The organism is Aquabacterium lacunae (genome assembly GCF_004310865.1).
In the GTDB taxonomy this organism is placed as follows: domain Bacteria; phylum Pseudomonadota; class Gammaproteobacteria; order Burkholderiales; family Burkholderiaceae_C; genus Aquabacterium; species Aquabacterium lacunae.
Window position 1 is genome coordinate 138,028 of sequence record NZ_SIXI01000003.1, and the last position, 22,610, is coordinate 160,637.

At 65.9% G+C, this 22,610-nt stretch carries 22 protein-coding genes; 8 read left to right on the plus strand and 14 right to left on the minus strand.

The features are described from left to right. Positions 1-48: 48 nt before the first annotated feature. The 9 genes from EYS42_RS08040 to EYS42_RS08080 all read right to left on the minus strand — a co-directional run bounded on the left by EYS42_RS08040 (position 49) and on the right by EYS42_RS08080 (position 7,815). Complete coding sequence (locus EYS42_RS08040; protein ID WP_130967609.1) at positions 49-276, minus strand: VF530 family protein; 228 nt, start codon at positions 274-276, stop codon at positions 49-51. Positions 277-493: 217 nt separating this feature from the next. Further along, a complete protein-coding gene (locus EYS42_RS08045) occupies positions 494-1,801 on the minus strand; it encodes an MSMEG_0569 family flavin-dependent oxidoreductase (RefSeq protein WP_130967610.1) in 1,308 nt (435 codons plus the stop codon). Positions 1,802-1,847: 46 nt separating this feature from the next. Next, positions 1,848-2,135, minus strand: coding sequence for an MSMEG_0570 family nitrogen starvation response protein (locus tag EYS42_RS08050; protein WP_130967612.1), 288 nt, complete (start codon positions 2,133-2,135; stop codon positions 1,848-1,850). Then, the gene (locus EYS42_RS08055; protein WP_130967613.1) at positions 2,128-3,345 is read right to left on the minus strand and encodes an MSMEG_0565 family glycosyltransferase; all 1,218 of its coding nucleotides are present in this window, start codon (positions 3,343-3,345) and stop codon (positions 2,128-2,130) included. Before EYS42_RS08055 ends, EYS42_RS08050 begins: the two co-directional genes overlap by 8 nt. Continuing rightward, the gene (locus EYS42_RS08060; RefSeq protein WP_130967981.1) at positions 3,342-4,370 is read right to left on the minus strand and encodes a sll0787 family AIR synthase-like protein; all 1,029 of its coding nucleotides are present in this window, start codon (positions 4,368-4,370) and stop codon (positions 3,342-3,344) included. The genes EYS42_RS08055 and EYS42_RS08060 overlap by 4 nt, the downstream gene beginning before the upstream one ends. A 59-nt stretch (positions 4,371-4,429) precedes the next feature. Next, positions 4,430-5,035, minus strand: coding sequence for an MSMEG_0567/Sll0786 family nitrogen starvation N-acetyltransferase (locus tag EYS42_RS08065; protein WP_130967615.1), 606 nt, complete (start codon positions 5,033-5,035; stop codon positions 4,430-4,432). A gap of 35 nt (positions 5,036-5,070) precedes the next feature. Next, positions 5,071-6,243, minus strand: a complete 1,173-nt coding sequence (locus EYS42_RS08070; protein WP_130967617.1) for an MSMEG_0568 family radical SAM protein — start codon at positions 6,241-6,243, stop codon at positions 5,071-5,073. Positions 6,244-6,266: 23 nt separating this feature from the next. After that, positions 6,267-7,301: a Nit6803 family nitrilase gene (locus EYS42_RS08075; RefSeq protein WP_130967618.1), complete on the minus strand. Its 1,035-nt coding sequence runs from the start codon at positions 7,299-7,301 to the stop codon at positions 6,267-6,269. A gap of 31 nt (positions 7,302-7,332) precedes the next feature. Then, positions 7,333-7,815, minus strand: coding sequence for an MSMEG_0572/Sll0783 family nitrogen starvation response protein (locus EYS42_RS08080; protein WP_130967620.1), 483 nt, complete (start codon positions 7,813-7,815; stop codon positions 7,333-7,335). 363 nt (positions 7,816-8,178) lie between these two features. Here EYS42_RS08080 and EYS42_RS08085 point away from each other — a divergent pair, with 363 nt between their 5' ends. Further along, on the plus strand, positions 8,179-9,573 hold the full coding sequence (locus EYS42_RS08085) for an aminotransferase-like domain-containing protein (RefSeq protein ID WP_130967622.1): 1,395 nt from the start codon (positions 8,179-8,181) through the stop codon (positions 9,571-9,573). 18 nt (positions 9,574-9,591) lie between these two features. Here the strand turns inward: EYS42_RS08085 and ccoG are convergent, their stop codons facing one another. Further along, entirely contained in the window at positions 9,592-10,995 is a 1,404-nt protein-coding gene (ccoG, locus tag EYS42_RS08090; RefSeq protein ID WP_130967624.1) for a cytochrome c oxidase accessory protein CcoG, read from the minus strand. A 76-nt stretch (positions 10,996-11,071) separates the two neighbouring features. Here ccoG and EYS42_RS08095 point away from each other — a divergent pair, with 76 nt between their 5' ends. Next, entirely contained in the window at positions 11,072-12,484 is a 1,413-nt protein-coding gene (locus EYS42_RS08095; RefSeq protein ID WP_130967625.1) for an aminotransferase-like domain-containing protein, read from the plus strand. Between the two features lie 19 nt (positions 12,485-12,503). Here EYS42_RS08095 and EYS42_RS08100 read toward each other — a convergent pair whose 3' ends face one another. Continuing rightward, a complete protein-coding gene (locus EYS42_RS08100; RefSeq protein ID WP_130967627.1) occupies positions 12,504-13,385 on the minus strand; it encodes a metal-dependent hydrolase in 882 nt (293 codons plus the stop codon). A gap of 190 nt (positions 13,386-13,575) precedes the next feature. On the opposite strand from EYS42_RS08100, the gene EYS42_RS08105 reads away from it, so the two are divergent. Then, positions 13,576-15,027 (plus strand): amidase, encoded by a 1,452-nt coding sequence (locus EYS42_RS08105; RefSeq protein WP_130967629.1) that lies wholly within the window; start codon positions 13,576-13,578, stop codon positions 15,025-15,027. 7 nt (positions 15,028-15,034) lie between these two features. On the opposite strand, the gene EYS42_RS08110 is transcribed toward EYS42_RS08105, so the two are convergent. Next, positions 15,035-15,994 carry an esterase/lipase family protein gene (locus tag EYS42_RS08110; protein ID WP_207301134.1) on the minus strand — a complete coding sequence of 320 codons (960 nt, stop codon included), beginning with the start codon at positions 15,992-15,994 and terminating at the stop codon, positions 15,035-15,037. A gap of 117 nt (positions 15,995-16,111) precedes the next feature. Between EYS42_RS08110 and EYS42_RS17045 the strand changes: the two genes are divergently transcribed. The 4 genes from EYS42_RS17045 (at position 16,112) to EYS42_RS08130 (ending at position 20,538) form a co-directional block, all read left to right on the plus strand. Beyond that, entirely contained in the window at positions 16,112-16,564 is a 453-nt protein-coding gene (locus EYS42_RS17045) for a rhodanese-like domain-containing protein (protein ID WP_165456676.1), read from the plus strand. A 65-nt stretch (positions 16,565-16,629) separates the two neighbouring features. Further along, the gene (locus EYS42_RS08120; RefSeq protein ID WP_130967633.1) at positions 16,630-18,117 is read left to right on the plus strand and encodes a methyl-accepting chemotaxis protein; all 1,488 of its coding nucleotides are present in this window, start codon (positions 16,630-16,632) and stop codon (positions 18,115-18,117) included. 108 nt (positions 18,118-18,225) lie between these two features. After that, positions 18,226-19,308, plus strand: coding sequence for an amidohydrolase family protein (locus EYS42_RS08125; protein WP_130967634.1), 1,083 nt, complete (start codon positions 18,226-18,228; stop codon positions 19,306-19,308). A gap of 33 nt (positions 19,309-19,341) precedes the next feature. After that, the gene (locus EYS42_RS08130; protein ID WP_130967636.1) at positions 19,342-20,538 is read left to right on the plus strand and encodes a serine hydrolase domain-containing protein; all 1,197 of its coding nucleotides are present in this window, start codon (positions 19,342-19,344) and stop codon (positions 20,536-20,538) included. On the opposite strand, the gene EYS42_RS08135 is transcribed toward EYS42_RS08130, so the two are convergent. After that, complete coding sequence (locus tag EYS42_RS08135; protein ID WP_130967638.1) at positions 20,526-21,188, minus strand: TetR family transcriptional regulator; 663 nt, start codon at positions 21,186-21,188, stop codon at positions 20,526-20,528. The genes EYS42_RS08130 and EYS42_RS08135 overlap by 13 nt on opposite strands. Positions 21,189-21,424: 236 nt before the next feature. Next, the gene (gene cadR, locus EYS42_RS08140; RefSeq protein ID WP_130967640.1) at positions 21,425-21,859 is read right to left on the minus strand and encodes a Cd(II)/Pb(II)-responsive transcriptional regulator; all 435 of its coding nucleotides are present in this window, start codon (positions 21,857-21,859) and stop codon (positions 21,425-21,427) included. A gap of 90 nt (positions 21,860-21,949) precedes the next feature. Between cadR and EYS42_RS08145 the strand changes: the two genes are divergently transcribed. Next, positions 21,950-22,606: a cation efflux transmembrane domain-containing protein gene (locus EYS42_RS08145; protein ID WP_130967641.1), complete on the plus strand. Its 657-nt coding sequence runs from the start codon at positions 21,950-21,952 to the stop codon at positions 22,604-22,606. Positions 22,607-22,610 lie beyond the last annotated feature (4 nt).

Sequence of the window (22,610 nt, forward strand, 5' to 3'; positions counted from 1 at the left end):
GTTGACAGTGTCAACAGGGTGTTCCATGCGCCCTTGGACGCCTCTCGCTCACAGGCCCCGTGCGCGCCTCCAGGTCTCCACGTACAGGGCTTCCACCTTCTCCCGCGCCCAGGGGGTCTTGCGCAGGAACTTCAGGCTGGACGACACGCTGGGGTCGTGCGTGAAGCAGCGGATGGGCACCATGCGGCCCAGGGTGTCCCAGCCGTAAAAGTCGGCCAGGCTTTCGACGATGTGCTGCAAGGTGGCGCCTTGCAAAGGGTTGTTCGGTTGGTCCATGCCGGGTGATGGGGGCAGATCTTTCGGGGTCGTCACTGCGGGTGACGCTGGTGCTGACCTGCTTCTCGGAAGGGTTCAGGGTGCGCAAGGTGTCGCGGACCACCGTGAAGTATGGCACCGGCGCACAGCCGTGCCACTGCTTGAGCCGCTTCAAGCTACACAGGCGCGCGCGTCTTGGCATGCGAGCACAGACCCCACGGCATGTTGACAAGGCGCGTCAACAAGGCGTGGCGGAGGCCGACCTCGGCGAACTTGTGCCGGCCTGCTTCGCGGGCAGGTGACGGCACTGCGCGGCATCGATCTGCTCGGCCAGGTAGAGCGCATCACGCGCCACACCTGAAAAGCGCCCCGACCCCCAGGTGTGCAGCCAGGGCAGCCCGAGGAAGTACAGGCCCGGTTGCGAGGTCACGCCACGGTGGTGCACCGGCTGACCACGCCCATTGAACACCGGCGCATCGACCCAGGCAAAGTCGGGCTTGAAGCCGATGCACCAGATCACGGCCGTGATGCCGGCCGCGGCCAGATCGAGCCGGGTGTGGTCCACGCTGGCCAGCGGCTGCCACACCGGCTCGTACACCGATGGCGGCGGTGCATCCAGGCCCTGCTGGGCAATGTGCCGGTCGATGGCCGCATTGATGCCGTTGTAGACGCGGTCGGCCTGGTCCAGCGAATCCTTCAGCGTGTCCTGAAAGGTCATCACACCGTCCTGCAATCCTTCCAGCAGGCCGTGCAGCTTCATGCCTTGCAAGGCAAAGGCACGCAGGTCGATGTCCCGGCCACCGTCACGCCCGGTGACATAGTGGTTGGTGTTGTCGCGCACGCCTTCACGCAAAGGGTGCTGGTCCACCGGCATGTCGTAGTAGCCCATGTCGGCCAGCCAGTCGACCACGTCACGACCACGGTAAAAGCGCGCGCACCGCGGTGCATCGCCCACGGCCAGGTGCACTTGCTTGCCGGCCAGGTGCAGGTCTTCAGCGATCTGTGCGCCCGACTGGCCCGAGCCCACCACCAGCACGGCCCCATCCGGCAGCGCTTGCGGGTTGCGGTACTGCTCGGAGTGCAACTGCACGATGTGAGCCGGCAACCGCTCGGCCAGGCGCGGCACCACCGGCTCGTGGTAACCGCCTGAACACACCACCACCTGCCGCGCCGAGAACTCGCCCGCCGAAGTGTGCACGGTGTAGCCTGTTGACGTGGGCTTGACATGCCGCACGGTGACACCGGTCATCAAGGGTGGGTTGACCTTGACCAGGAAAGCCTCCAGGTAGGCAATGATCTCGCCCTTCTTCATGAAGCCGTGGGGCTCCGGGCCTGCGTAGTCGTGCCCGGGCAGCTTGCACTGCCAGTTGGGCGTGACCAGACAGAAGGCATCCCAGCGCTGGTGCCGCCAGGCGTGCATGGGGGTGTTCTTCTCCAGCAGCAGGTGGTCGATGCCGCGCTGCTGCAGGTAATGGCTCAGCGACAGGCCAGCCTGGCCTGCGCCCACGACGATGACATCGTGGTGTCGGGGTGGGGTGTGGGTCATGGGTGTCCTCAGGGGGGCAGATGGCAGGCAGCGAGGTGCTGTGGGTTCAGGTGTCGAAGCGAAGCACTTCGACCTGTGCGTTGTGCTGGTTCGCATAGGTTTCAGCGTGGTGCGCAATGGCCGACCACTGGTCCATGGCGCGCGAGCAGGCAAAGCCATACTTGGCCGCCACGCGGTCACTGGCGATGGTCAGCGCCTCCTGGGTGCGGGCCAGGAAGTCAGGCAGGGGGTAGCGTTGACCCGGCACCAGGAAGTCCTGGACGACCAGCGAAGGCGAGTAGCAGGTGTGCTCCTGGCCATCGGGCCAGAGAACGGTGAAATGCATTTCAGGCATGGCTGTTCAACGTGTGGGTGGATTGGCGGGCGGTGGATGCCAGCGCCCTTCGGTACAGGGAGAGGTGCTGCTGCGCACAGGCCGACCAATCGAATCGGGCGGCCACGCTGCGGGCGCACCTGGCGACGCGTGCACGTTGCTCAGGATCGAGCGTCAAACGCAAAGCCTGCTGGATGTCGTGCACGTCCAGCGGGTCGACCCAGAAAGCTTCGCCGGGCTGCAGGTGCTCTGTGAACGGCGCCACACGGGACACGATGGCGGGCGTGCCGCAGGCCATGGCCTCGATGGCCACCAGCCCAAAGCCTTCCTTGGTCGAGGGCATGGCCAGGGCCGTGGCGCGTCGGTACAGCGCAGGCAGCACGCCATCGGGCACAGGCCCGGTCACCACCAGGCGGTCGGCATGGGGCTGCCCAGGCGCCAGGCCGTGTGCTTGGCGGATGCTTTCGAACTCGGCCTGGGCCTGCGCATGCTCGAGCAGGCTTGCCCCTCCGACAATCACCAGGCGTGCGGAAGGTGCGGGTGCCCTCAGCGTGGCAAAGGCCTCCAGCAAGCGGGGCGTGTTCTTGCGTTCTTCCACCCCGCCCACGGCGAGCCAGTAGGGTGAGCCGTCCTGCAGTCCGAGCTGGGCCAGCACCCGGGCATCGGCCTCGTGCTGTGCAGCGCTGAGCGCCGGCTGAAACCGACGCAGGTTCACGCCGTTGCGCACGCGGTGCGCGGCACGGTGCCAGTCGTGAGCCAGGGTTTGCTGCCACAGGTCGCTCACGCACAGCAACTGGGTGGCGGCGTTCACGCCGCGTGCCTGCCATGCGCTGAGCTGGGCATCGTCAAAAGCATCCAGGTGGTGCACCGTGCGCCAGAAGCCTTCGATGCGGCCCTCGGCCTTCAGGTCGGCCAGCGCGTTGGCGGTGATGCTGTCTTGCGAATGCAGCACATCGAAGGCGCTCAGGTCGAGCCTGCGCAAGTGGGCGGCCACCGCCTGCATGCGTGCGCCCACCATGGGCACGAGCGCGGGCGGCAAATCGCCGAGCGGGGCCACCGACAAAGCAGCGGCCGTGGGGCGAAACAGGGCCTGGCCAGGGCGCCCTGCCGCAATGACCGTGACCGCGTGGCCCTGCGCACACAGTGCGTCGGCCAGCTCCAGCGTGTGCACCACACCGCCGCGCGGGTTCAGCGAATGCATCAGCAAGGCAATGCGTAGCGGGCGGTTCATGCCTTGCCCCGGGCCAGGTGGCCGCCGATGAAGGGCTCGCACGCCCAGTCCCACAGCAACGCGGTGTCGTGGGTGTCATGGCGCTGAAGCCACACAGCGCTGCCCTCGACCACCTCGCCGATGGGTGCACAGGCCAGGCCACGGGCCAGGAATCGGCCCTGCACCGCGGGCACGGCGTCTGTCGCCACGCTCAGCAGATAGCCAAAGCTGGGGAAGGCCTGCAGCCAGCGCAGCCTGGCGTCGGGGGCATCGCCGGGCCCATGCCCTGCAGGATGCGGCAGGGCGCTCAGGTCGATGCGCAGGCCCACCTGCGAGCACTCGGCCAGCATCAGCGCCGTGCCCAGCACACCCGCCATGCTGATGTCTTTGGCCGCACCACACAGGCCAGCCTCTGCGATCTCGGGCAGCAGGGCCAGGTCGTCGCGCAGGCGATGGGCCGGCGCCCCGGTGGAGGCATTCCAGAACGGGTAGCCACCTTCCCACTGACCGCGCAGGTCAACGGCCATCAAGAGGGTGTGGCCTGGCCGGGCCGCAAAACTGCTGAGCAAGGCCTGCGCACGGCCCAGCACCGCCACCGCCAGTTGGGCCCGTGCCGCCTGCTGGTTGCTGTGGCCCCCCACAATGGGCACGCCGTAGGCCGCCGACGCAGCCGCCATGCCCTGCAAGATGGGCTCGGCCTGCGCACTGCCTGCGCTCCAGAGCGCATCGACCACGGCGATGGGGCGCCCTCCCATGGCCGCGATGTCGCTGAGGTTGACCATGACGGCGCTGTACCCGGCGAACCAGGGCATGGCCTCCACAAAATCGTCCACCAGGCCTTCGATCGCGAACAGCAGGTGGCCGCTGTCGTCGGGGATGACAGCGCAATCGTCACCCAGCATCACGCCTTCGCCATGCGCCAGCGTCAGGTCGGCGCGACCGCCAGGCAAATGGCGCGTCAGGGCGTCGGTCACGGCCGAGATGTCTTTCTTGTGCGCAAAGCCGCGGCTGCTGCGCAAGGCCTGCACCACCGCACTGAGCGGCATCGTGGGCGCGGGCTCGGGCGTGCCGTGCCCGACAGACCGCGGCGGGGTGGACACCATGCTCATGCCGAGGCTCCCGTGGTGACCGTGGTGTCCGTGTGCCGTGCAGACCACTGGGTCATGAAGCCCCAGTCGGGCGCATGGCAAGGCGGGTAATGGGCCAGGTCGGCCTGCATGCGTGCATGGGCACGGCCGTGCAGCATGAGGTCGTCCACACGCGCCCAGTGCAGTCGGGTGAACAGCGGCACATTGGGCTGCTGCACGTGCGCCCAGAAGGCGGTGGCGCCCTGCGCGTGGGCGGAGCTCACGGCCAGCTGGATCAGCGTGGCCCCGATGCGGCCCACATGCCGGAAAGAGGGGTGCACGGCCAGGCGCGAGCCCCACCACACGCCCGGCCCGCTCTGGTGGATGCGCACCGTGCCAACCACCTGGTCGCATTCACCGGCCACGGTGGTGCAGGCCACCAGCAGCTGCGCGTGGTCGTCGATCGCATCGCGGTCGTCTCCCACAAACAGGCCCTGCTCCACACAGAACACGGCGCGGCGCAAGGCATGCGCGTCACGCACCGCCCAGTCCTGGCTGGCGCGTTGCACCCGGAAGGCCACCGGCTGGAAGGTCAGCGGCAACTCGCACAGGGCTGTGGTGTAAGGAACGGTGTCGACATTCATGGGCGTGTCTCCGTGGGGTGGCGATGGGCCTGGCCTCAGGCGTCTGCGGCGTCTGCGGCCTTTTCGTAGACCGACAGCGACGAGCAGGCCCCGCATTTGCCGCACCCCGCCTTGATGTCGTCGGCACGCAGGCCGGCCTGTCGCACCATGCGGCCCAAGGGCGCCAGCACCGCCTGCATGAACTGCGGATCGGGCGCCGGGTGGCCTTCCAGCGGGGTGCCGCTGATCGGCACGAAAGGCACGACAAAGGGGTACACGCCCAGGTCGAGCAGGCGCTGGCTCATGGCCAGGATGTCGTCCACGCTGTCACCCAGCCCGGCCAGGATGTAGGTGCTGACCTGGCCCCTGCCGAACACCGACACGGCCGCCTCGAAGGCGCTGAAGTAAAGCGACAAGGGCACGCTGGCCTTGCCGGGCATGATGCGTTCGCGCACCGCGGGCGTCACGGCTTCGAGGTGCAGGCCCACGGTGTCGACCCCGGCGTCTTTCAGGCGCTGGAACCACACGTCGTCATCGGGTGGCTCGCACTGCGCCTGGATGGGCAGATGCGGCACGGCCGCCTTGATGGCGCGCGCACTGTCCACCAGCACCGCGGCACCACGGTCAGGCGTGGCGGGCGTGCCCGTGGTCAGCACCATGTGCTTCACGCCGTCGAGCTCGACGGCTGCGCGTGCCACCTCGGCCAGCTGTACAGGCGTCTTGTGCGCGATGGTTCGCCCTGCGGCCAGCGACTGCCCGATGGAGCAGAACTGGCAGGTCTTCTTGCGGCTCTCGTAGCGGATGCAGGTCTGCAGCACGGTGGTGGCCAGCACATCGCGGCCGTGCAGCGTGGCGATGTGCGAATAAGGCACGCCCTCGGCGGTGTGGCGCTCGTAAAAACGCGGGGTGCTCGGGAAGCTGATCTGCGCAATCGGAATGCGCGCATGCTTGAGCATGCTCACCCCGCCGGCGTCAGGTGCCTCGGCCACAAAGGGCGAATCGAAGGCCGGTGCGGTGTGCACCGGCACCATGACCGTGTGGCCATCGATGGTGACGGCCTTGTGGTCGGAGGGCCCCGCGCCCCCGCGGCGGCTGGCCACCCCGGCCGACGGGTCGGTCAGGCGCAAACCGCGGGACTGGAGCTCGGCGATCAATGCTGCCGTCTGCGCAGACATCGCCACGTCTGGCGGGATGGGGTCTGACGGTGAGGTGTTGAGCACGGCCGACATGGCGGTCTCCTTCGGTTGTGGCGTCAAGCGACGCGCAGCGGTTGGGTGGCAGACACAGGCGCGCAAGCCAAGGGAACCAGCAAGGTCTCGGTGGCTGCCCCTTCGGCTGCCACACCGCCTGCACGGCTTCGCGCATGCACAGGGGTGGTGGGCCGGTCATCGAGGTTCAGGCTGAGCAACTCGGGGCGCGCGTAGTGCCCCACCGAATCCATCATGCGTTTGCGCTTGGTGACCAGGCTCATGTCCAGGTCGGCGATCAGCAGGCCCTCGCCCTCCTTCAAAGGCGGCGCCAGGTGCACGCCTTCGGGCGACACGATGGCCGTGCAGCAACCGCCCCGCAGCGCACGCTGCAGCCCCGGTTCCGGCGTGATCGACTGGATCTGTTCGTCGGTCAGCCAGCCGGTGCTGTTGATGACGAAGCAACCCGCCTCCAGGGCATGGTGGCGGATGGTCACTTCCATCTGGTCGGCAAAGATGGGACCTACCAGGGAGCCGGGGAACTGCGCGCAGTGGATCTCTTCGTGCTGCGCCATCAGCGCATATCGGGCCAGCGGGTTGTAGTGCTCCCAGCAGGCCAGGGCCCCCACGCGGCCGACACCGGTGTCGACCACCTTGAGGCCGCTGCCATCGCCCTGCCCCCACACCATGCGCTCATGGAAGGTGGGCGTGATCTTGCGACGCTTCAGCCGCAAAGCGCCCGTCTCGTCAAAGATGATCTGGGTGTTGTAGATCGTGCCGTGGTCGCGCTCGTTGACCCCCAGCACGACCACCATGCCGTGCTGGCGGGCGCGCTGCGCCACCGCGTCGGTGACAGGACCGGGCACCACCACCGCATGCTCGTACAACGCCATGTGCTCGGCCCCGGAGGTCATGGGCGGCCGGATGAACGAGAAGTAGGGGTAGTAAGGCACGAAGGTTTCGGGGAACACGATGATCTGCACACCCTGGCGAGCAGCCTGATCGATGGTGTCCAGCACCTTGTGCAGGGTGCCCTCGGCTTCGTTCAGCACCGGCGAAATCTGCGCCGCTGCGGCCTTGATGATGCGTGCGTGGCTCATGGTGGGGTGCCCGTTCTGGCTCATGCTGGGGTCACAGGGTCCAGGTGTCGATCACGACGGCGTTGGCCTTCTTGTGCAGCAGCACGATGTCGAGCACATCGAGCGGGTTGATCGGGCGGATGCCTTCGATCAGCGAGCCTTCACCGTGGCCATACAGGGCCTGCAGGGCAAAGCGGCAGGCGTACACCTTGCCACCTTCTTCCATGAACTTGGTGATCTGCTTGTTGAAGTTCTGGTGCCCCGGGAAGGCTTCGTCACCCAGCTTGGGAAAGCCTCGCTTCACCCCCAGGGTCACGCCCGGTCCATACAGCAGCACCGAGGTCTCGTAGCCCTTGCGCTGCAGTCGCGTGGCCTGCAGCAGGTTCACGAAGCCGATCGAGCCCTCGAACGCCACGGTGTGGAATGTCACCAGGGCCTTCTCGCCCGGCGCGGCCTTCACGTCTTCAAACACCTTCTCTTCGTAGTCGACCAGGAAGTCGCCGATGGCATTGGGGGCTTTGGTCACAGCAGGCATGGGATCTCTCCATTGGGTGGGTGGTGGAACTGCGTGCATTGCACCGATGTGCGCACTGCCCTCCTCCGTGCATCGGGTGTGCCAATGCAGGCCATGAAGATCCGATCAATGCGCGATCAAGCGCGGCTTTCATGCAGATGTCATGGGGTTGGCCAGGGCGCCTGGCCATTGATCGGGTGAAATGCCATCAAGCACCGATGGCATGTGGATCACACGCCGAGGACATGGCCGCGGCCCTTGCGCACCAGAAGCGATCAATCACACATTCAGCATGAACCAAACAGGCGCAACCGGCAGCCCACGCACCCATTGAGTGCCATGAAGCACACAATCAATTGGCACACCGCATGCAATCAATGGGGCATGACCTCTTTCACACGCCATTGGGCCCAACGCCTGCGCGACAGCCACAAGCCTGCCTACCTGCTCATTCCGGAACTGCTGGCCGAAGACCTGGCCAGCGGCCGGCTGACACCCGGAGACCGCCTGCCCCCCTTGCGTGAACTGGCGCAGGCCCTGGAGCTGAACTACACCACCGTGGCACGGGGCCTGGCCGAAGCGCAAAAGCGTGGGCAGATCGATGCACGCCCCGGGCGCGGCAGCTTCGTGCGCAGTGCCGCACCCTCTGTGCCTTTGCGGGGCGGCACCGCGGCCGAGATGACCATGAACCTGCCGCCTGAGCCCGACGATGCCGCGCTGCTGCAACGCATGGCCGAGAGCTTCGCGCAGATGTGGTCTGACCCGCAGCGCTTGCGGGCCCACCTGCGTTATCAGGATTTCGGCGGCAGCCCGGCCGACCGGGATGCGGGCGCACGCTGGCTGCAAGGCATCATGGGCCCCACCCAGGCCGACCGCGTGCTGGTGGGGCCGGGCATCCATGGGGTGTTGAGCGGCTTGCTCAGCCTGCTGGCCCGCCCGGGTGACACCGTGTGCGTGGAGTCGGTGAGCTACCCCGGCATCAAGGCCCTGGCCACGCAGTTGGGCATCAAGCTGCATGCCCTGCCAGTGGACGACGAAGGCCCTTGCCCGCAGCACTTCGAGGAGGCCTGCAAACACGTGCACCCCAAGGCGCTGTACTGCAACCCCACCATGCTGAACCCCACGGCGATCACGGTGAGTGCTGCACGGCGCGAAGCCCTGGCCGACATTGCCCTGCGCTACGCCATCCCGATCATCGAAGACGATGCCTACGGCGCGCTGCCCTCGAAGCGACCCACCACGCTGGCCGAACTGGCGCCAGAACTCACCTACCACGTCACCGGGTTTGCCAAATGCCTGGGCGCCGGGTTGCGCGTGGCGTATGTGCAGGCCCCCACCGTGCAGGCCGCACAGCGTGTCGCGGGCGCCTTGCGCGCCCTGACCGTGATGGCAGCGCCACCCATGGTGTCACTGGCCACCCAGTGGATCAACGACGGCACGGCCAGCGCCGTGGTCCACGCCGTGCGCCGCGAAACGAATGTGCGACAGGCCTTGCTGCTCAAGCACCTGCAGGGCTGGAACGTGTGGAGCCAGCCCGACTGCTTCCACGCCTGGCTGAAGCTGCCCGACACACTCAGCCCCAATGAAGCGGCCTCGTTCTGGCGCTCACGTGGTGTGGCGGCGGTGGCCAGCACGGCCTTTGCCACCAACACCGCGCCCCCCAGGGCCGTGAGGCTGTGCCTGGGCGGGGCGACCACGCTGGACCAGTGTGAACAGAGCCTGCGCGTGGTGGCCGATGTGCTGCGCCACCCCGAACAGGTTCATGCGTCGGTGATGTGAGGCCAGCGACTGGTCAGCTCACCTCGGCACCCCGAACGTGCTGCCCTCGGCCACGCGACTGGTGCCTTGTGACGTGCGCGTGGCCACCTCGAACTGCAAGGGCAAGGTCTGCCCTGCCAGCCGAGCGACCTGCTGCGCAGGCAAGCGCACCGACACCTGCACCCATCGGTCTTCCAGCGGGGCCAGCACCACCGCCGGGGCCTGCAAGGCAGCACCCTCCAGGCCGCCGAGTTGCAGATCCACCTGCAGAGGCTGCTCGGTCTGGCTCATCAAGCGCACGCGGTACACGTTTTCAATGGCACCTTCGTCGAGCACGCGGGCCATCACGCCACGGTCGCGCATCACGTTCACGCGCACATCGGGTCGCACCGCCAGGCTCCAGGCCAGGGCGGCCAGCAAGGCCCCCATGATGCCCAGGTACATGTGCACACGCCGCTGGTGCCAGGCCGGGGCCTGCGGTGCCGGCTGCGCCCGCCCGGAAGCCGCCAGTGTGCGCTGCGTGGCCATGCGCACCAGGCCACGCGGCTGGCCGATCTTGTCCATGACCGCGTCACAGGCGTCGATGCACACGCCGCAGCCGATGCAGGCCGCCTGCAATCCATCGCGGATGTCAATGCCCGTGGGGCACACCTGAACGCAGATCGTGCAGTCGATGCACGCACCGCCCTGCTGGCTTCCTCGCGGCTCACCACGCGCTCGGTCATAGGCCACGATGCGGGTGTCGGCGTCCATCAGGGCGCTCTGGAAGCGGCCATATGGGCACATGTGCAGGCACACCTTCTCGCGCAGCACACCGGCATTGAGGTAACAGAAGCCCCCATAGAACAAGGCCCAGAAGCCGTCCCAGAAACCGAGCTGCCCCTGCCACGCGCTGGCCGCCAGCTCACGCAGGGGCGTGAACCAGCCCACAAATGTCAGGCCCGTGGCCAGACTGATCAGCACCCAGCCCAGCTGCTTGCCGCCTCGGCGCCAAAGCTTGTCGAAGGTCCAGCCTGCACGGTCCAGCTGCAGGCGGCGGTGGCGGTCGCCCTCCATGCGGCGCTCCACCCACATGAACAGCTCGGTGTACACGGTCTGCGGGCAGCTGAAACCGCACCACAGGCGGCCATACAGCGTGGTGGTCACGAACAGCAGCATGGCACTGAAGACCAGCAGCCCGGCCAGGAAGATCAGGTCTTGCGGCAGCAGCACCAGGCCCCCCAGGTAGAAGCGTTGCGCCTCGATGTCGAAGAGCACCATCTGTCGGCCGTTCCAGTTCAACCAGGGCAGCACCAGAAAGAACAGCTGCGTGGCCCACAGGGTGGCCGTGCGCCAGCGCGTGAAGCGCCCCTGGGTGGCGCGGGCCTGCACCTTGTGGGCCGCCTCGACGCCTCCCAGCAGTTCGCTCGGCAGGATCGGGATGATGCGTCGGGATTCACTCATGCCTGCATGGTGCGCGGCCACCATCTGATCCACCAGACTCAGATTTCTGCGAAACTGACCAGATCAGTTTCGCCCCATGAGCACCCTGTACGAACAGCTGGCCGATGCGCTGGCCCAGCGCATCCACGAAGGCAACCTGCAACCCGGCGAGCGCCTGCCCTCGGTGCGGCAAGCCTGTGCGCAAGCCCAGGTCAGCCCGGCCACCGTGTTCCAGGCCTACGACCTGCTGGAAACACGCGGCTTGATCGAAGCACGGCCACGCTCGGGCTTTTATGTGCGGCGCACCCCGCAAGCCTTGCGGCAGCCCGCGCTGCCAGCCACCGCGCGCCGCGAGAGCACGCCTGTGGCCATCAGCGAGCTGGTGTTCGAGGTGCTCAGCAGCACGCGCGACAAGGAGGTGGTGCCCCTGGGCTCGGCCTTCCCTTCGCCGACCCTGTTCCCGCTGGAGCGACTGGCCCGTGATGGCGCACGCGCCATGCGGCAATTGGCGCCTCTGGCCTTGACCACCGAGCTGACCACGGGCAATGCGCGGCTGCGTGAAGCCGTGCGGGCACGGTGCGTGCGCCACGGCCTGCGGGTGAGCGCGCAAGAGCCCGTGATCACCAATGGCGCCATGGAGGCACTGAACCTCAGCCTGCAGGCCGTGACGCAACCGGGTGATGTGGTGGCCGTGGAGGCCCCCACCTTCTATGCCGCATTGCAAGCCCTCGAACGCCTGCACCTGCGCGCCGTGGAGGTGCCCACCGACCCGCAGCTGGGGGTGGATCCCGATGCGCTGGCCGAGGTGCTGCAGCGCCACCACGTGGCCGCCTGCTGGCTGATGCCGAACTTTCAGAACCCGCTGGGGGCCCTGATGCCGCACGCTCGCAAGCAGGCCGTGATGCGCACCCTGCAGCAAGCAGGCACACCGGTGGTGGAAGACGATGTGTACGGCGAGTTGCACCACGGCAGCGAGCGCCCCTTGCCGCTCAAGGCCTTCGACACCGAGGGGCAGGTGCTGTACTGCAGCTCGTTCTCGAAGTGCCTGGCGCCAGGCTACCGTGTGGGATGGGCCCTGCCCGGCCGGCACAGCCATGCAGTGCAGAAGCTGAAGATGATGAGCTCGCTGGCCACCTCGGTGCCTTCGCAGCTGGCCCTGGCCGAGTACCTCGAAGAAGGCGGCTACGACCGCCACCTGCGGCAATTGCGCAAGACCCTGGCCGACAGCCTGCACCAGTTGCGCACGGCCGTGCTGAAACACTTTCCGAAGGGCACGCGCGTGTCACGCCCGGCGGGCGGTTACTTCCTGTGGGTGCAACTACCCGACGGCGTGGACACCCTGGCCCTGCACCGCCAAGCCCTTGCGCAAGGCATCAGCACGGCGCCGGGGGCGCTGTTTTCGGCCGATCAGCGCTTTCGCTCGGCCCTGCGGCTCAATGGCGGGCACCCGCATGACGCGCGGGTGCTGGCAGCGGTGAAGGTGCTGGGCCGGCTGGCGGGCAAGACCTGATCGTCAACCCGCCGAGGCCTCAATAGGCAGCGCGGTACAGCGCCGCACCCGCTTCCATCGGGTCACCTGTGCGCTCATAGGCTTCGACCCAGGCGTCGTAGTTGTGGATGGCCTCTTGCTGCCAGGGGTGGAAGCCCGGCTTGAAGTAGGCCAGCAGCGTGCCCAGGTGGCTGGAGATGATGCCCTTGTAGCCGAACAGCCACCAGCGGCACTTGGCCATCATCCACATGCGCTTGCCGAACGAGAAACCGTCGTTCTTGAGCAGGCGGTTGGTGAAGCGGATGGTCAGGTAGCTCAGGAACAGGGTCACGTGGATCATGGCGGCGCAACGCTTGAAGTAGCCCACCTTGGCCACCTGCTGCATCACGTCATAGGCCACAGCCTTGTGCTCCATTTCTTCCACGGCATGCCAAGCCATCATGGCGCGCAGCTTGGGGTCGGCGTTCTCCATCGTGCGCTTGTTCACGAAGAAGATCTCGGCCAGCATGGCCGTGAAATGTTCGAAGGCCGAGGTCAGGGCCAGGTTGTATTCCTTCGAGAAGTGCTTGGTGTGGAAGTTGTTGTTGGCGTTGATGAAGTCAACGATGGCGTCGATGTCCATGCCCTGCTCGCGCAGGCGCTGGTTGTACTTCGAGTGCACGATGCCGTGCTGCCCTTCCTGGCGGATGAAGGTCTTGATCTCGGCCAGCAGCTTGGGGTCGGTGGTCTGCTCGCGGAAGGCGCGCACACAACTGATGAAGTAGCGTTCACCATCCGGAAAGGCGGCCTGCAGGGCGTCGACCAGGCGCGACTTGTAGGGGTTGTTCTCGTACCACCAGCGGGGCAGTTCCCCGTCCAGGCCGAAGTCCAGTTTCTCGCGGGCCACCAGTTCCTTGGCGTTGTGCAGGGCTTGATTGCTCATGTGTGTCTCCAGTCGGGCGCCGTGATCGGCTCTCGGTTTGATCTGGCGCAATGGTAGGAGCGGCAACTGGCAATGCAAGGCACTTGGAACGACACAAGGGCAGCGTGGACGTCAGCGTCGCGCGCGGCCTTCGACAAAGGCTGGTCGAGCGCCCCCCTACAATCCAAACGGAGCACATGCAACAACCCACATGAGAAACACAAGCACACCGCGCGTCCATGCTTTCCAGGCTGATGCGCTGGCCGACCACGATGCCGTCGGGCTGGCACAGGCCCTGCGCCGTCGTCAGGTGTCCGTGCAGGAGGTGACGGCGGCTGCGGTGGCCCGCATCGAGCAGGTCAACCCCATGCTCAATGCCATGGCGCTTCGCACCTACGAGCGGGCCCGAAGCTGGCACGCCCGCGCGGATGCCCCGGGTGCATTCGCAGGTGTGCCCACCCTGCTGAAAGACACCGTGGACCTGGCCGGCCACCCGACCCAGCTGGGGTCACGCCTGTTCGTGTCGGCCAAGGCCCGCAAGGACGATCCCTTTGTGCGTCAGTTCCTGGCCCAGGGATTCAATGTGCTGGGCAAGACACGCCTGCCCGAATTCGGCTTCAACGGCACCACCGAGTACCAGGACGGCAGTGCCACGGCCAACCCCTGGCACACGGCCTATTCATCGGGCGGCTCCTCAGGGGGTGCTGCAGCGCTGGTGGCCGCAGGTGCGGTGCCCATCGCCCATGGCAATGACGGTGGCGGCTCCATCCGCATCCCGGCCGCCGCATGTGGGCTGGTGGGCCTGAAGGTGACGCGCAACCGGCTGGTCAATGCGGCCTTGTCGCGCACCCTGCCCTTGAACCTGATCACCGAAGGCGTGCTCACGCGCAGCGTGCGCGACACTGCCACCTTCCTGGCCGAGGCGGAAAAAACCCATCACCACCGTGGCCTGCCGCGCGTGGGCCTGGTGGAGGGGCCCGCGTCGCGGAAACTGCGGATCGGCCTGTGGACCACGCCGCCCAGCGGTGGTGCACTCGACGCCGACACCGAAGCTGCCGTGTGGCGCGCGGCCCGGCTGCTGGAAGCGGCAGGCCACCATGTCGAGCCAATCCAGGCGCGCCTGTCCCAGGCTCACATCGACAGCTTCCTGCTGTATTGGGGGTTGCTGAGCTTTGCGGTCGGGCGCTTCGGCCGTGTGATGTTCAGGGGCACCGACTGGGACCTGAACCAGTACGAGGGGCTCAGCCGCGCGCTGATGCACACCTTCCAGCGGGGCTGGTACCGCATGCCTTCAGCCGCCATGGCGCTGCTGAGCGCCCAGCGTTGGAACGCGACCCACCTGGCCCCGTTCGATGCCGTGCTCAGCCCGGTGCTGACCCATGCCTCACCGCGCCTGGGTTACCTGAACCCCGCGACCGACCCCGACACCTTGTTGCCCCGCCTGATCGAGTATGTGGCGTTCACGCCCCTGCAGAACGCGCTGGGCACGCCAGCCATCTCGGTGCCCATGGGCATGACGCAGGAAGATCCACGCCCCATCGGCATTCAGTTGTCGGCCCAAGCCGGGCAAGAGGGCACCTTGCTGTCGCTGGCCTATGAACTGGAGGCCCAGGCGGCCATGCCGCACTTGGCGTCCACCCCCATGGGACACAAGCTCGGCTGACAGGCTGTCACAGCCCCATGGCCTTGAGCCGCCCGGCTTGGCCCACGTAAAAGGCCACCGGGTCAGGCGCGCCCTTGCCGATCAGGCCAAACACCTGGTTGATCTGGTCCATGTGGTTCCAGGGGTAGTCGGCGCGCAGCATCTTGCCCCAGTGGGCCGCGCACACGGTGACCAGGCCGTCACTGGGTTCAGGACCTGCCTTGAACAGGGCGTCGACCGGGTCCCAGGCATTGGTCTTGACCCCCACACCGGCCACCGAGTAATAGCGCACACCGTTGCTGGCCAGCTCGGGACCGCTGCGGCAAGGCTGCAGTGGCGCACCGGCCGGGAAGGCGCTGTTGAAGCGGGCCGTGTCGGTGGCCCAGGCCTTCAAGGCCTCAGGGTCTTGCGGCAGCGTCGGCGAGCCGCTGAGGGTGTCGATGAACTTGCCCACGCTGGCCACCGTCTTGGGGTCGGCCAGCAGCTGCTGCAGCACCGGGTCTGGGTTGGTGGCGTCGATCACGTGGGGTGAGCCCACGGTGGTGACGCTGGCCACCAGCTCGGGCGCCACACCGGCCACATAGCGCACGGTAGGGCCGCCCTGGCTGTGCCCAATCAGGTTGAACTTGCGGTAGCCCTTGGCCGCAGCCCACTGCTGCAACTGGGCCAGCAACTGCTCACCACGCACGTTGTTGTCATGGACCGCGGACACCTTGGCCACCAGCACGGTGGCACCGCCCTTGCGCAAGGCGGTGGGGATGCCGTACCAGTAGTCGTAACCCAGGATGGCATCCCAGCCCATCAGGCCATGCACCAGCACGATGGGGTGGCGGGTCTGGGCGGAGGTGGCGGCGGTGGTGGCCGTGCTGGGTGCGGGTGTGTGTGCCTGTGCACGTGCAGGGCTTGTGACACTGGCGGCAGCCAACAGGCCCACCGCCATGGTCACCAGGCGCCCAAGCCGACCCCAGCCAGGGGCAATGCGTGTCATGGGTTGACTCTCCAGGTAGACAAATGGATGCACGCCAGCATAACCGGGCTCAAGCCCGGACACACACACACCGATATAAACCGTGCAGATTGCATACCTCACCTGAAAGGATTTCGAATGATTCGTCGCTCTGTGCTCATGGCCGTGGCCCTGTCTTTGCCTTTGCTGGCCCATGCCGGGGAAGCGCCAGAGACGCCTCAGCAACTCAAAGGAGGCAAGGTCATCAGCGTGGAAGAAGCCGGCAAACTGGCCCAGGGCAAAGGGGTGACTTTTGTGGACACCCGCAGCGTGATCAACTTCGGCAAGGGACATGTGCCCGGCGCGGTCACGGCCGCCTACAAGGAAAAGAGCGAGAAAGTGGAGAACTTCGACGCCAGCGTCGACAGCTTCGACTTCGCCAAGATCCCCGCAGACAAGTCCGCCAAGATCGTGTTCTACAGCGATGGCCCCACCGGCTGGAAGTCTTACAAGGCGTCGGTGCTGGCCATCCAGAAGGGACACACCAACGTGATGTACATGCGTGGTGGCTTCGCTGAGTGGACGGCCAAGAGCCTCCCGGTCGAACGATAAGTCACGTCAAAGTCTGGATCAGGTTGCCCCCCGGCCAGAGGGGCCAATGCAAGAAGTGGATCGACATGAACGACAAGACTTTGTGGCCCCAATCGCTCGCTGGCCAAGTCAAACTGGGTGTCATCGTCATGGTGCTGTCAGGCCTGCTGTTGGGGCTCTTTGCGGTTGACGGCTATCGCCGGGCCAACCACATCCTGGAAAGTGCACGACTGGCCACCCAACTGAGTGCATCCCTGCAGAGCACCCTGCGGGGTGTGGGGGAGTTCATCCTCACGGCGGGCGCCAAATCGGCACGCGACCAGACCAGCCACGGCATGGCTGAAACCGAACGGCTGATGCCCTTGGCCCAGGCGGCCAACCCCGGCTTCGCCGCGTCGGCCCAAGCCTGGCCTGAGCACCGTGAACTGATTCAGACCATCCTTCAACAGAAGTCACCCAGTGGCGAAGACGAAGCCACCGTCCTGGCCTTTGGGAAACTCATCGGCAACATCACCGACACCACCCAGCACATCGAGCAACTGGCGAGCAAGACCGAAGCGGAAGCTCGTCAGCAGATCCGCACAACCCTCACCGTGCTGATTGGCGGCACAGGCCTGCTGGTGGGCATGTGCATCATTGCAGGCGTGGCCATCACCCGCACCCTGAAAGCACGCCTGGGCGCCGACCCGAGGGATGTGGTGCGGGTGGTGCGCAAGGTGGTGACGGGCGACTTGTCGACTCCCGTCCGAGTCGAACCTGGCGACGACAGCAGCTTGCTGGCGGAGGTCCACACCATGCAGCAGGCGCTCAATGGCATGGTGACCTCGATCAGGCAGTCGGCGGAGAGCATTGCCACCTCATCGTCTCAGATCGCCGCCGGCAACCTGGACCTGAGCCACCGCACCGAACAGACTGCGGCCAACCTCGAGAACACGTCGGCCGAAGTACAGGCCATGGCCAACTCGGTGCAATGCACGGCGTCCACGGCCCGCACAGCCACCGACATGGCCAGCGCAGCAGCCAGCGCGGCTGCACAAGGCGGCGAGGTCGTGTCCCAGGTGGTCGACACCATGCAGCGCATCGATGCGTCGTCGCGCAAGATCTCGGAGATCATCGGTGTGATCGATGGCATCGCCTTTCAGACGAACATCCTGGCGCTCAACGCAGCCGTCGAGGCCGCCCGCGCAGGCGAGCAAGGCCGCGGCTTTGCGGTGGTGGCCAGCGAGGTCCGCGCACTGGCCGGCCGCAGCGCATCGGCCGCCCGCGAGATCAAGGGCCTGATCCAGTCAAGCGTCGAAGAGGTGGAGACCGGCCGACACCTGGTCGAAGACGCCGGCCACTCCATGCAGAACATCGTGGAACGGGTGGATCAGGTCACGGCCATGATCGACCAGATCGCGAGCTCTGCCCGCCATGAAAGCGAGGGCATCGAGAAGCTCTCCAACGCGGTCAAGAGCCTGGACACCATGACGCACCAGAACGCAGCCCTGGTCGAAGAAGCCTCGGCCAGCGCCAGCAGCCTGGCAGGCCTGGCCGAACAGTTGTCGGGCATGGTCAAGTCGTTCAAGCTGTGACGGCCTCCGGGCCCCCCTGGAAGGAAGTTTGACGGTCGCGGACAAACCCCAATGTCCGCTGGCGCCTGGATGCGTACATTTGTCCTCTTATTGTGAGTGGACAAATCCATGGGCATGCCGTCCAGCGCCTCAAGGCGCCATTGCCTTCAAAGTGCGTTGGGCCTGGCTGCAGGGGCAGCCACCCAGTTCGCGGCCTTGCCCACCCGGGCAGCCGCGGCACCGACTCGCATCGACGTCCATGCGCACCTCATTCCCGACTTCTACCGATCGGCCCTGAAGACCCACGAGGTCGAGGGCGATGGCGGCCTGCCCACCCCCGCCTGGTCACCCGATGCCGCGGTGGACTTCATGAACAAGTTCGGCATCCAGGCCCAGGTGGTGTCGCTGTCAGAGCCGGGCTTTGGCTTCCTGCCAGATCCGTCATTGCGGCGGCAGATGGCCCGGCAGATCAACGACTACATCCGAGATGCGCTCGTGGGTGCACCGGCCTGGTCGAGGTCGCACCGGCGGTTCGGCGGCTTCGCCAGCTTGCCGCTGGGCAACGCCCGAGACAGCAACGAAGTGCTCGCCGCCATCGATGAAGCCAACCGGGCCATGAACCTCCTGAAGCTCGATGGCATCGGGCTGTACACCCACTACCAGGGCGTCTACCTGGGTGATCCGTTGCTGAACCCGCTGATGCGCGCACTCAATGACCTGGAGGCCATGGTCTTCATTCACCCGGTCGCACCGCCTGTGCAGCCCGAGTTGAAGATGCCCACCTTCGTGCTCGAGTTCCCCTTCGAGACCACGCGCGCGGTGACCAACATGCTCTACAAGGGCATCTTCTGGCGTTACCCCAAGATCCGATGGCTGCTGCCGCACGCGGGGGGCACGATCCCCTTCCTCTCGCACCGTGCGGGCCTGTTGGCCTTGCAGCTGAACCCTCGCAACAGTGCGTTCAGCCAGCTGTATTTCGACACGGCCTTGTCGGCGGCGCCGGCTTCCATGGCCGCCACGCGAGAGATCACGCCCACCAGCCACATCCTGTTCGGGTCGGACTTCCCGTATGCCCAGCTGGTGTACGGCCTCAAGTTCCCGGGCGACCCCAACCCCGAACTCAACGACAGCTTCAGTGCGGCCGAGCGACAGATGGTCGACCGCAGCAATGCCCTGACCCAACTGCCCCGCCTGGCCCAACGTCTGGGCTGACGGCTTTCAATCCATCCATCACACCCCAACATCATGCGACACCACTCTGCCCACACCCGCCCATGGAACCGCCTGCTGGCGGGCATCGCATTCAGCCTGGGCCTGACCCAAGGCGTTCTGGCCCAGGGCCTGCCACCGGCCTTGTTCCTGCCTGAGGCGGTGCTGCCCCGCGCCACCATCGATGCGGCCAAAGACGGCCACACCCTGCCCACCGCCGCGCCGCGATCGCCGATAGCGAACTTCCGGTACACGCATGAGGGCGTCAGCAAGTCCTTGGCCCAGTACCAAAGCGAAGCCAAGGTGCGCGCGTTGCTGGTGATCAAGGACGGCAAGATCGTCCACGAGTACAACCGCTTCCCATACCACAAGGGCTCTCTGCACCAGTCATGGTCGATCGGCAAGCAAGTGCTGTCGGCGCTGATCGGGATCGCCATCCACGAAGGTGCGATCCGCTCGGTCGATGACCGCATGGACCGCTATGCCCCCGAACTGGCACTCAACGGCTTTGCGGGCGTGACCTTCAAGCAGGCCTTACAGATGTCCTCAGGTGTTCAGTACGACGAAGAGGCCGATCGCTTCAAGCTGTTCACGGACGTGATCACCGACTACCTCACCGTCGGCCTGTCGGGCAAGACCGTGCTGGACAAGACCCTGGCCCCGGAGCTGACCCCAGCTTTTGCCCCAGGCAGTCGCTACCAGTACGCCAGCATCAACAGCCAGGCCTTGTCACACGCGCTGGAGAAAGCCGTGGGCATGCCGTACCAGCGCTACCTGGAGACTCGCTTGTGGAAGCCGATGGGCACGGCAGACGCGGCCAAGGTGCTGCAGGATCGTGAGAAGAAGGCCTTCACCTTCTGCTGCCTGTACGCCACCACGCGCAGCTACGCCCTGTTCGGGATGCTGTATGCCAATGGCGGCCAACTGAATGGCCGACAGATCGTGCCCGCACAGTGGATCAAGCAATCGACCACCTTCGAGGGCGACCCGAGCAACTGGCGCTCGGTGCCGCGCGCAGGCAGCACCGGCCTGTACGGCTTTGGCTACCACTGGTGGCCACTGGAAGGTGACCGCGGTGATTTCTCAGCGCTTGGCGTGTTTGGGCAGGCCATTCATGTGTTGCCGCGCCAGAACACGGTGATCGTGCGCATGAGCGGTGACTTCGACACGCCGGGCGCGCATTCGGAAGAAAACGTGGCCATGGGCCGCGCGTTGGCCGATTACCTCGACTGAGCCTTGAGTGATTGCATCGCGCCCCCCAGGATCCACTGGTACCCCATCTCGGCGCGATGCAGCAGTGCTTCGCGCCGCTCGGGGTGATGGATGCATTCGAGGCAGAGCAGGAAGCTTTGCTCCATGATCATCCGGACGGCGATGGCCACCACCTCGGGTGCAGGGCTTGGAATGCGACCGGCCTGAGCCCATTCCCTGAGCATGTCGGACTCGATGTCCCGAAGGCCCTGCTCGACCCATTCGGCGGATTCACCCGCCACCCGAAAGCGCTCTCGCATCGACACCACAAACATGTCGCGGTTGGCCTGCGCGAAATCGAACAGCCAGGGCACCACCGTTTTCGACGGTGGCTGGCCAGCCGGCACCCGACGGCGCGCCTGTGACAGCCCCGCCCGAAGCGCCTGGTGAAAATCATGAACCAGCGCGGCCATCAAGGCATCGACGCTCTCGAAGTGCCGGTACACCGAGTTGTGGCCCAGCCCGGCCTCCCGGGCCAGTTCACGCAAGCTGAACCCGGTGTGCCCGTGGCTGGCGGCCAGGCGCGCAGCAGCCTTCAGCAGCTTTTGCCGCCCTTCGCCATACACGTGGGGTTGCGGCTCGGCAGCCACAGCGGGTTGTGCGCCAGAGCGGGCTTGTTTCGGGTGGGACATGGCCCGTCATCATAAACAGCGGCACCACGGATGACGTGGGGGCGCGCGGCCGGCTGGCATGGCGTCGCGCCAAGGAGGCTATTCACAGCAGTTGGGTGCGCAGTGGCGAGAACAGTCACCACCGTTTGGCTGCATGCGGCCTGAGGGTGCGCTTGCTTGGGGAGTGACAGCCATGCAGCGGGTGCAGATGTGTGCCAATCTCAACAGGGCGACTGATTTTCAAGGTTGAAGCTGCTTCAGGCGAGAGAGTCCGCACGATGGCACGCACAAGCCTCGCCGTGAGCAGCAGACACAAGCTCATCGAGAATGCCGCAGTGCCCGCCCAGGCTCTCCCGGCACTGTGATCGCAGCAGCATCAATTGCTTTTCCAAAGCACGCATGCTTTTCAATCTGGCACGCACCCGAGACAGTTGCTGATCCACCAGATCGTTCACATCGCCGCAGTGCATCTCGGGTTCGTCAAGAAAGGACAGCAGGCGTGCCACGTCCGAGAGCGGCATGTCCAGCGCCCGACAATGGCGAATGAAAGACAGTCGCTCCAGATGCGATTCGGCGTAGTTTCGGTAACCGTTGTCACGCCTGGCAGGCGGCGGTAGCAAGCCCTGTTTTTCGTAGAAACGGATCGTCTCCACGTCGACGCCCGTCGCCTGGGAAAGCTCTTTGATCTGCACGCGAACTCCTTCGCTTCAGAGAGAAGTTGACATTGTAGTAACTCCAAGGTTTTCAATGTGATGACCATTTAACCCTGCCCAGGAGCGCCCATGTCGGCACATTGCTGTTCACACGATCCAACCGATCCGAAATCCATCACCCACCTGACCCGTTACCGCCGGATTCTGTGGATCGCGCTGACCGTGAACGTGTTCATGTTTCTGGTGGAGGTGGTTGCAGCCTGGAGCGCAGGATCTTTGTCGCTGTTGGCTGACGCAGTGGACTTCGCGGGGGACGCAATGAACTACGCGGTCTCCTTGGCGGTGCTGGCTACTGCGCTGGCATGGAGGGCACGCGCTGCCGTTTTGAAGGCTGTCAGCATGATGGGCTTTGGTCTGTACGTGCTGGGCGCTGCTGTTTGGTCGGTGTGGAATGGCGAGGTTCCCCAAGCCAGCACCATGGGCGCGGTGGCGGTCGCGGCGCTGTTGGCCAACATCGGGGTGGCTTGGCTGCTGTATGCCTTCCGGGATGGAGACGCCAACATGCGCAGCGTCTGGCTGTGTTCGCGCAATGATGCAATTGGCAACGTCGCGGTGCTGATCGCCGCACTGGGGGTGTTCGGGACCGGGACTGCGTGGCCTGATCTGATCGTTGCAGGCTTCATGGGGGCACTGGCCTTGCATGGCGGCTCGGCTGTGATCAAACAGGCAAGCGCTGAATTGCGTCATGGCAAGACGGCCCCGGAGGAGCACGGCCGTGTCCACTGATGCA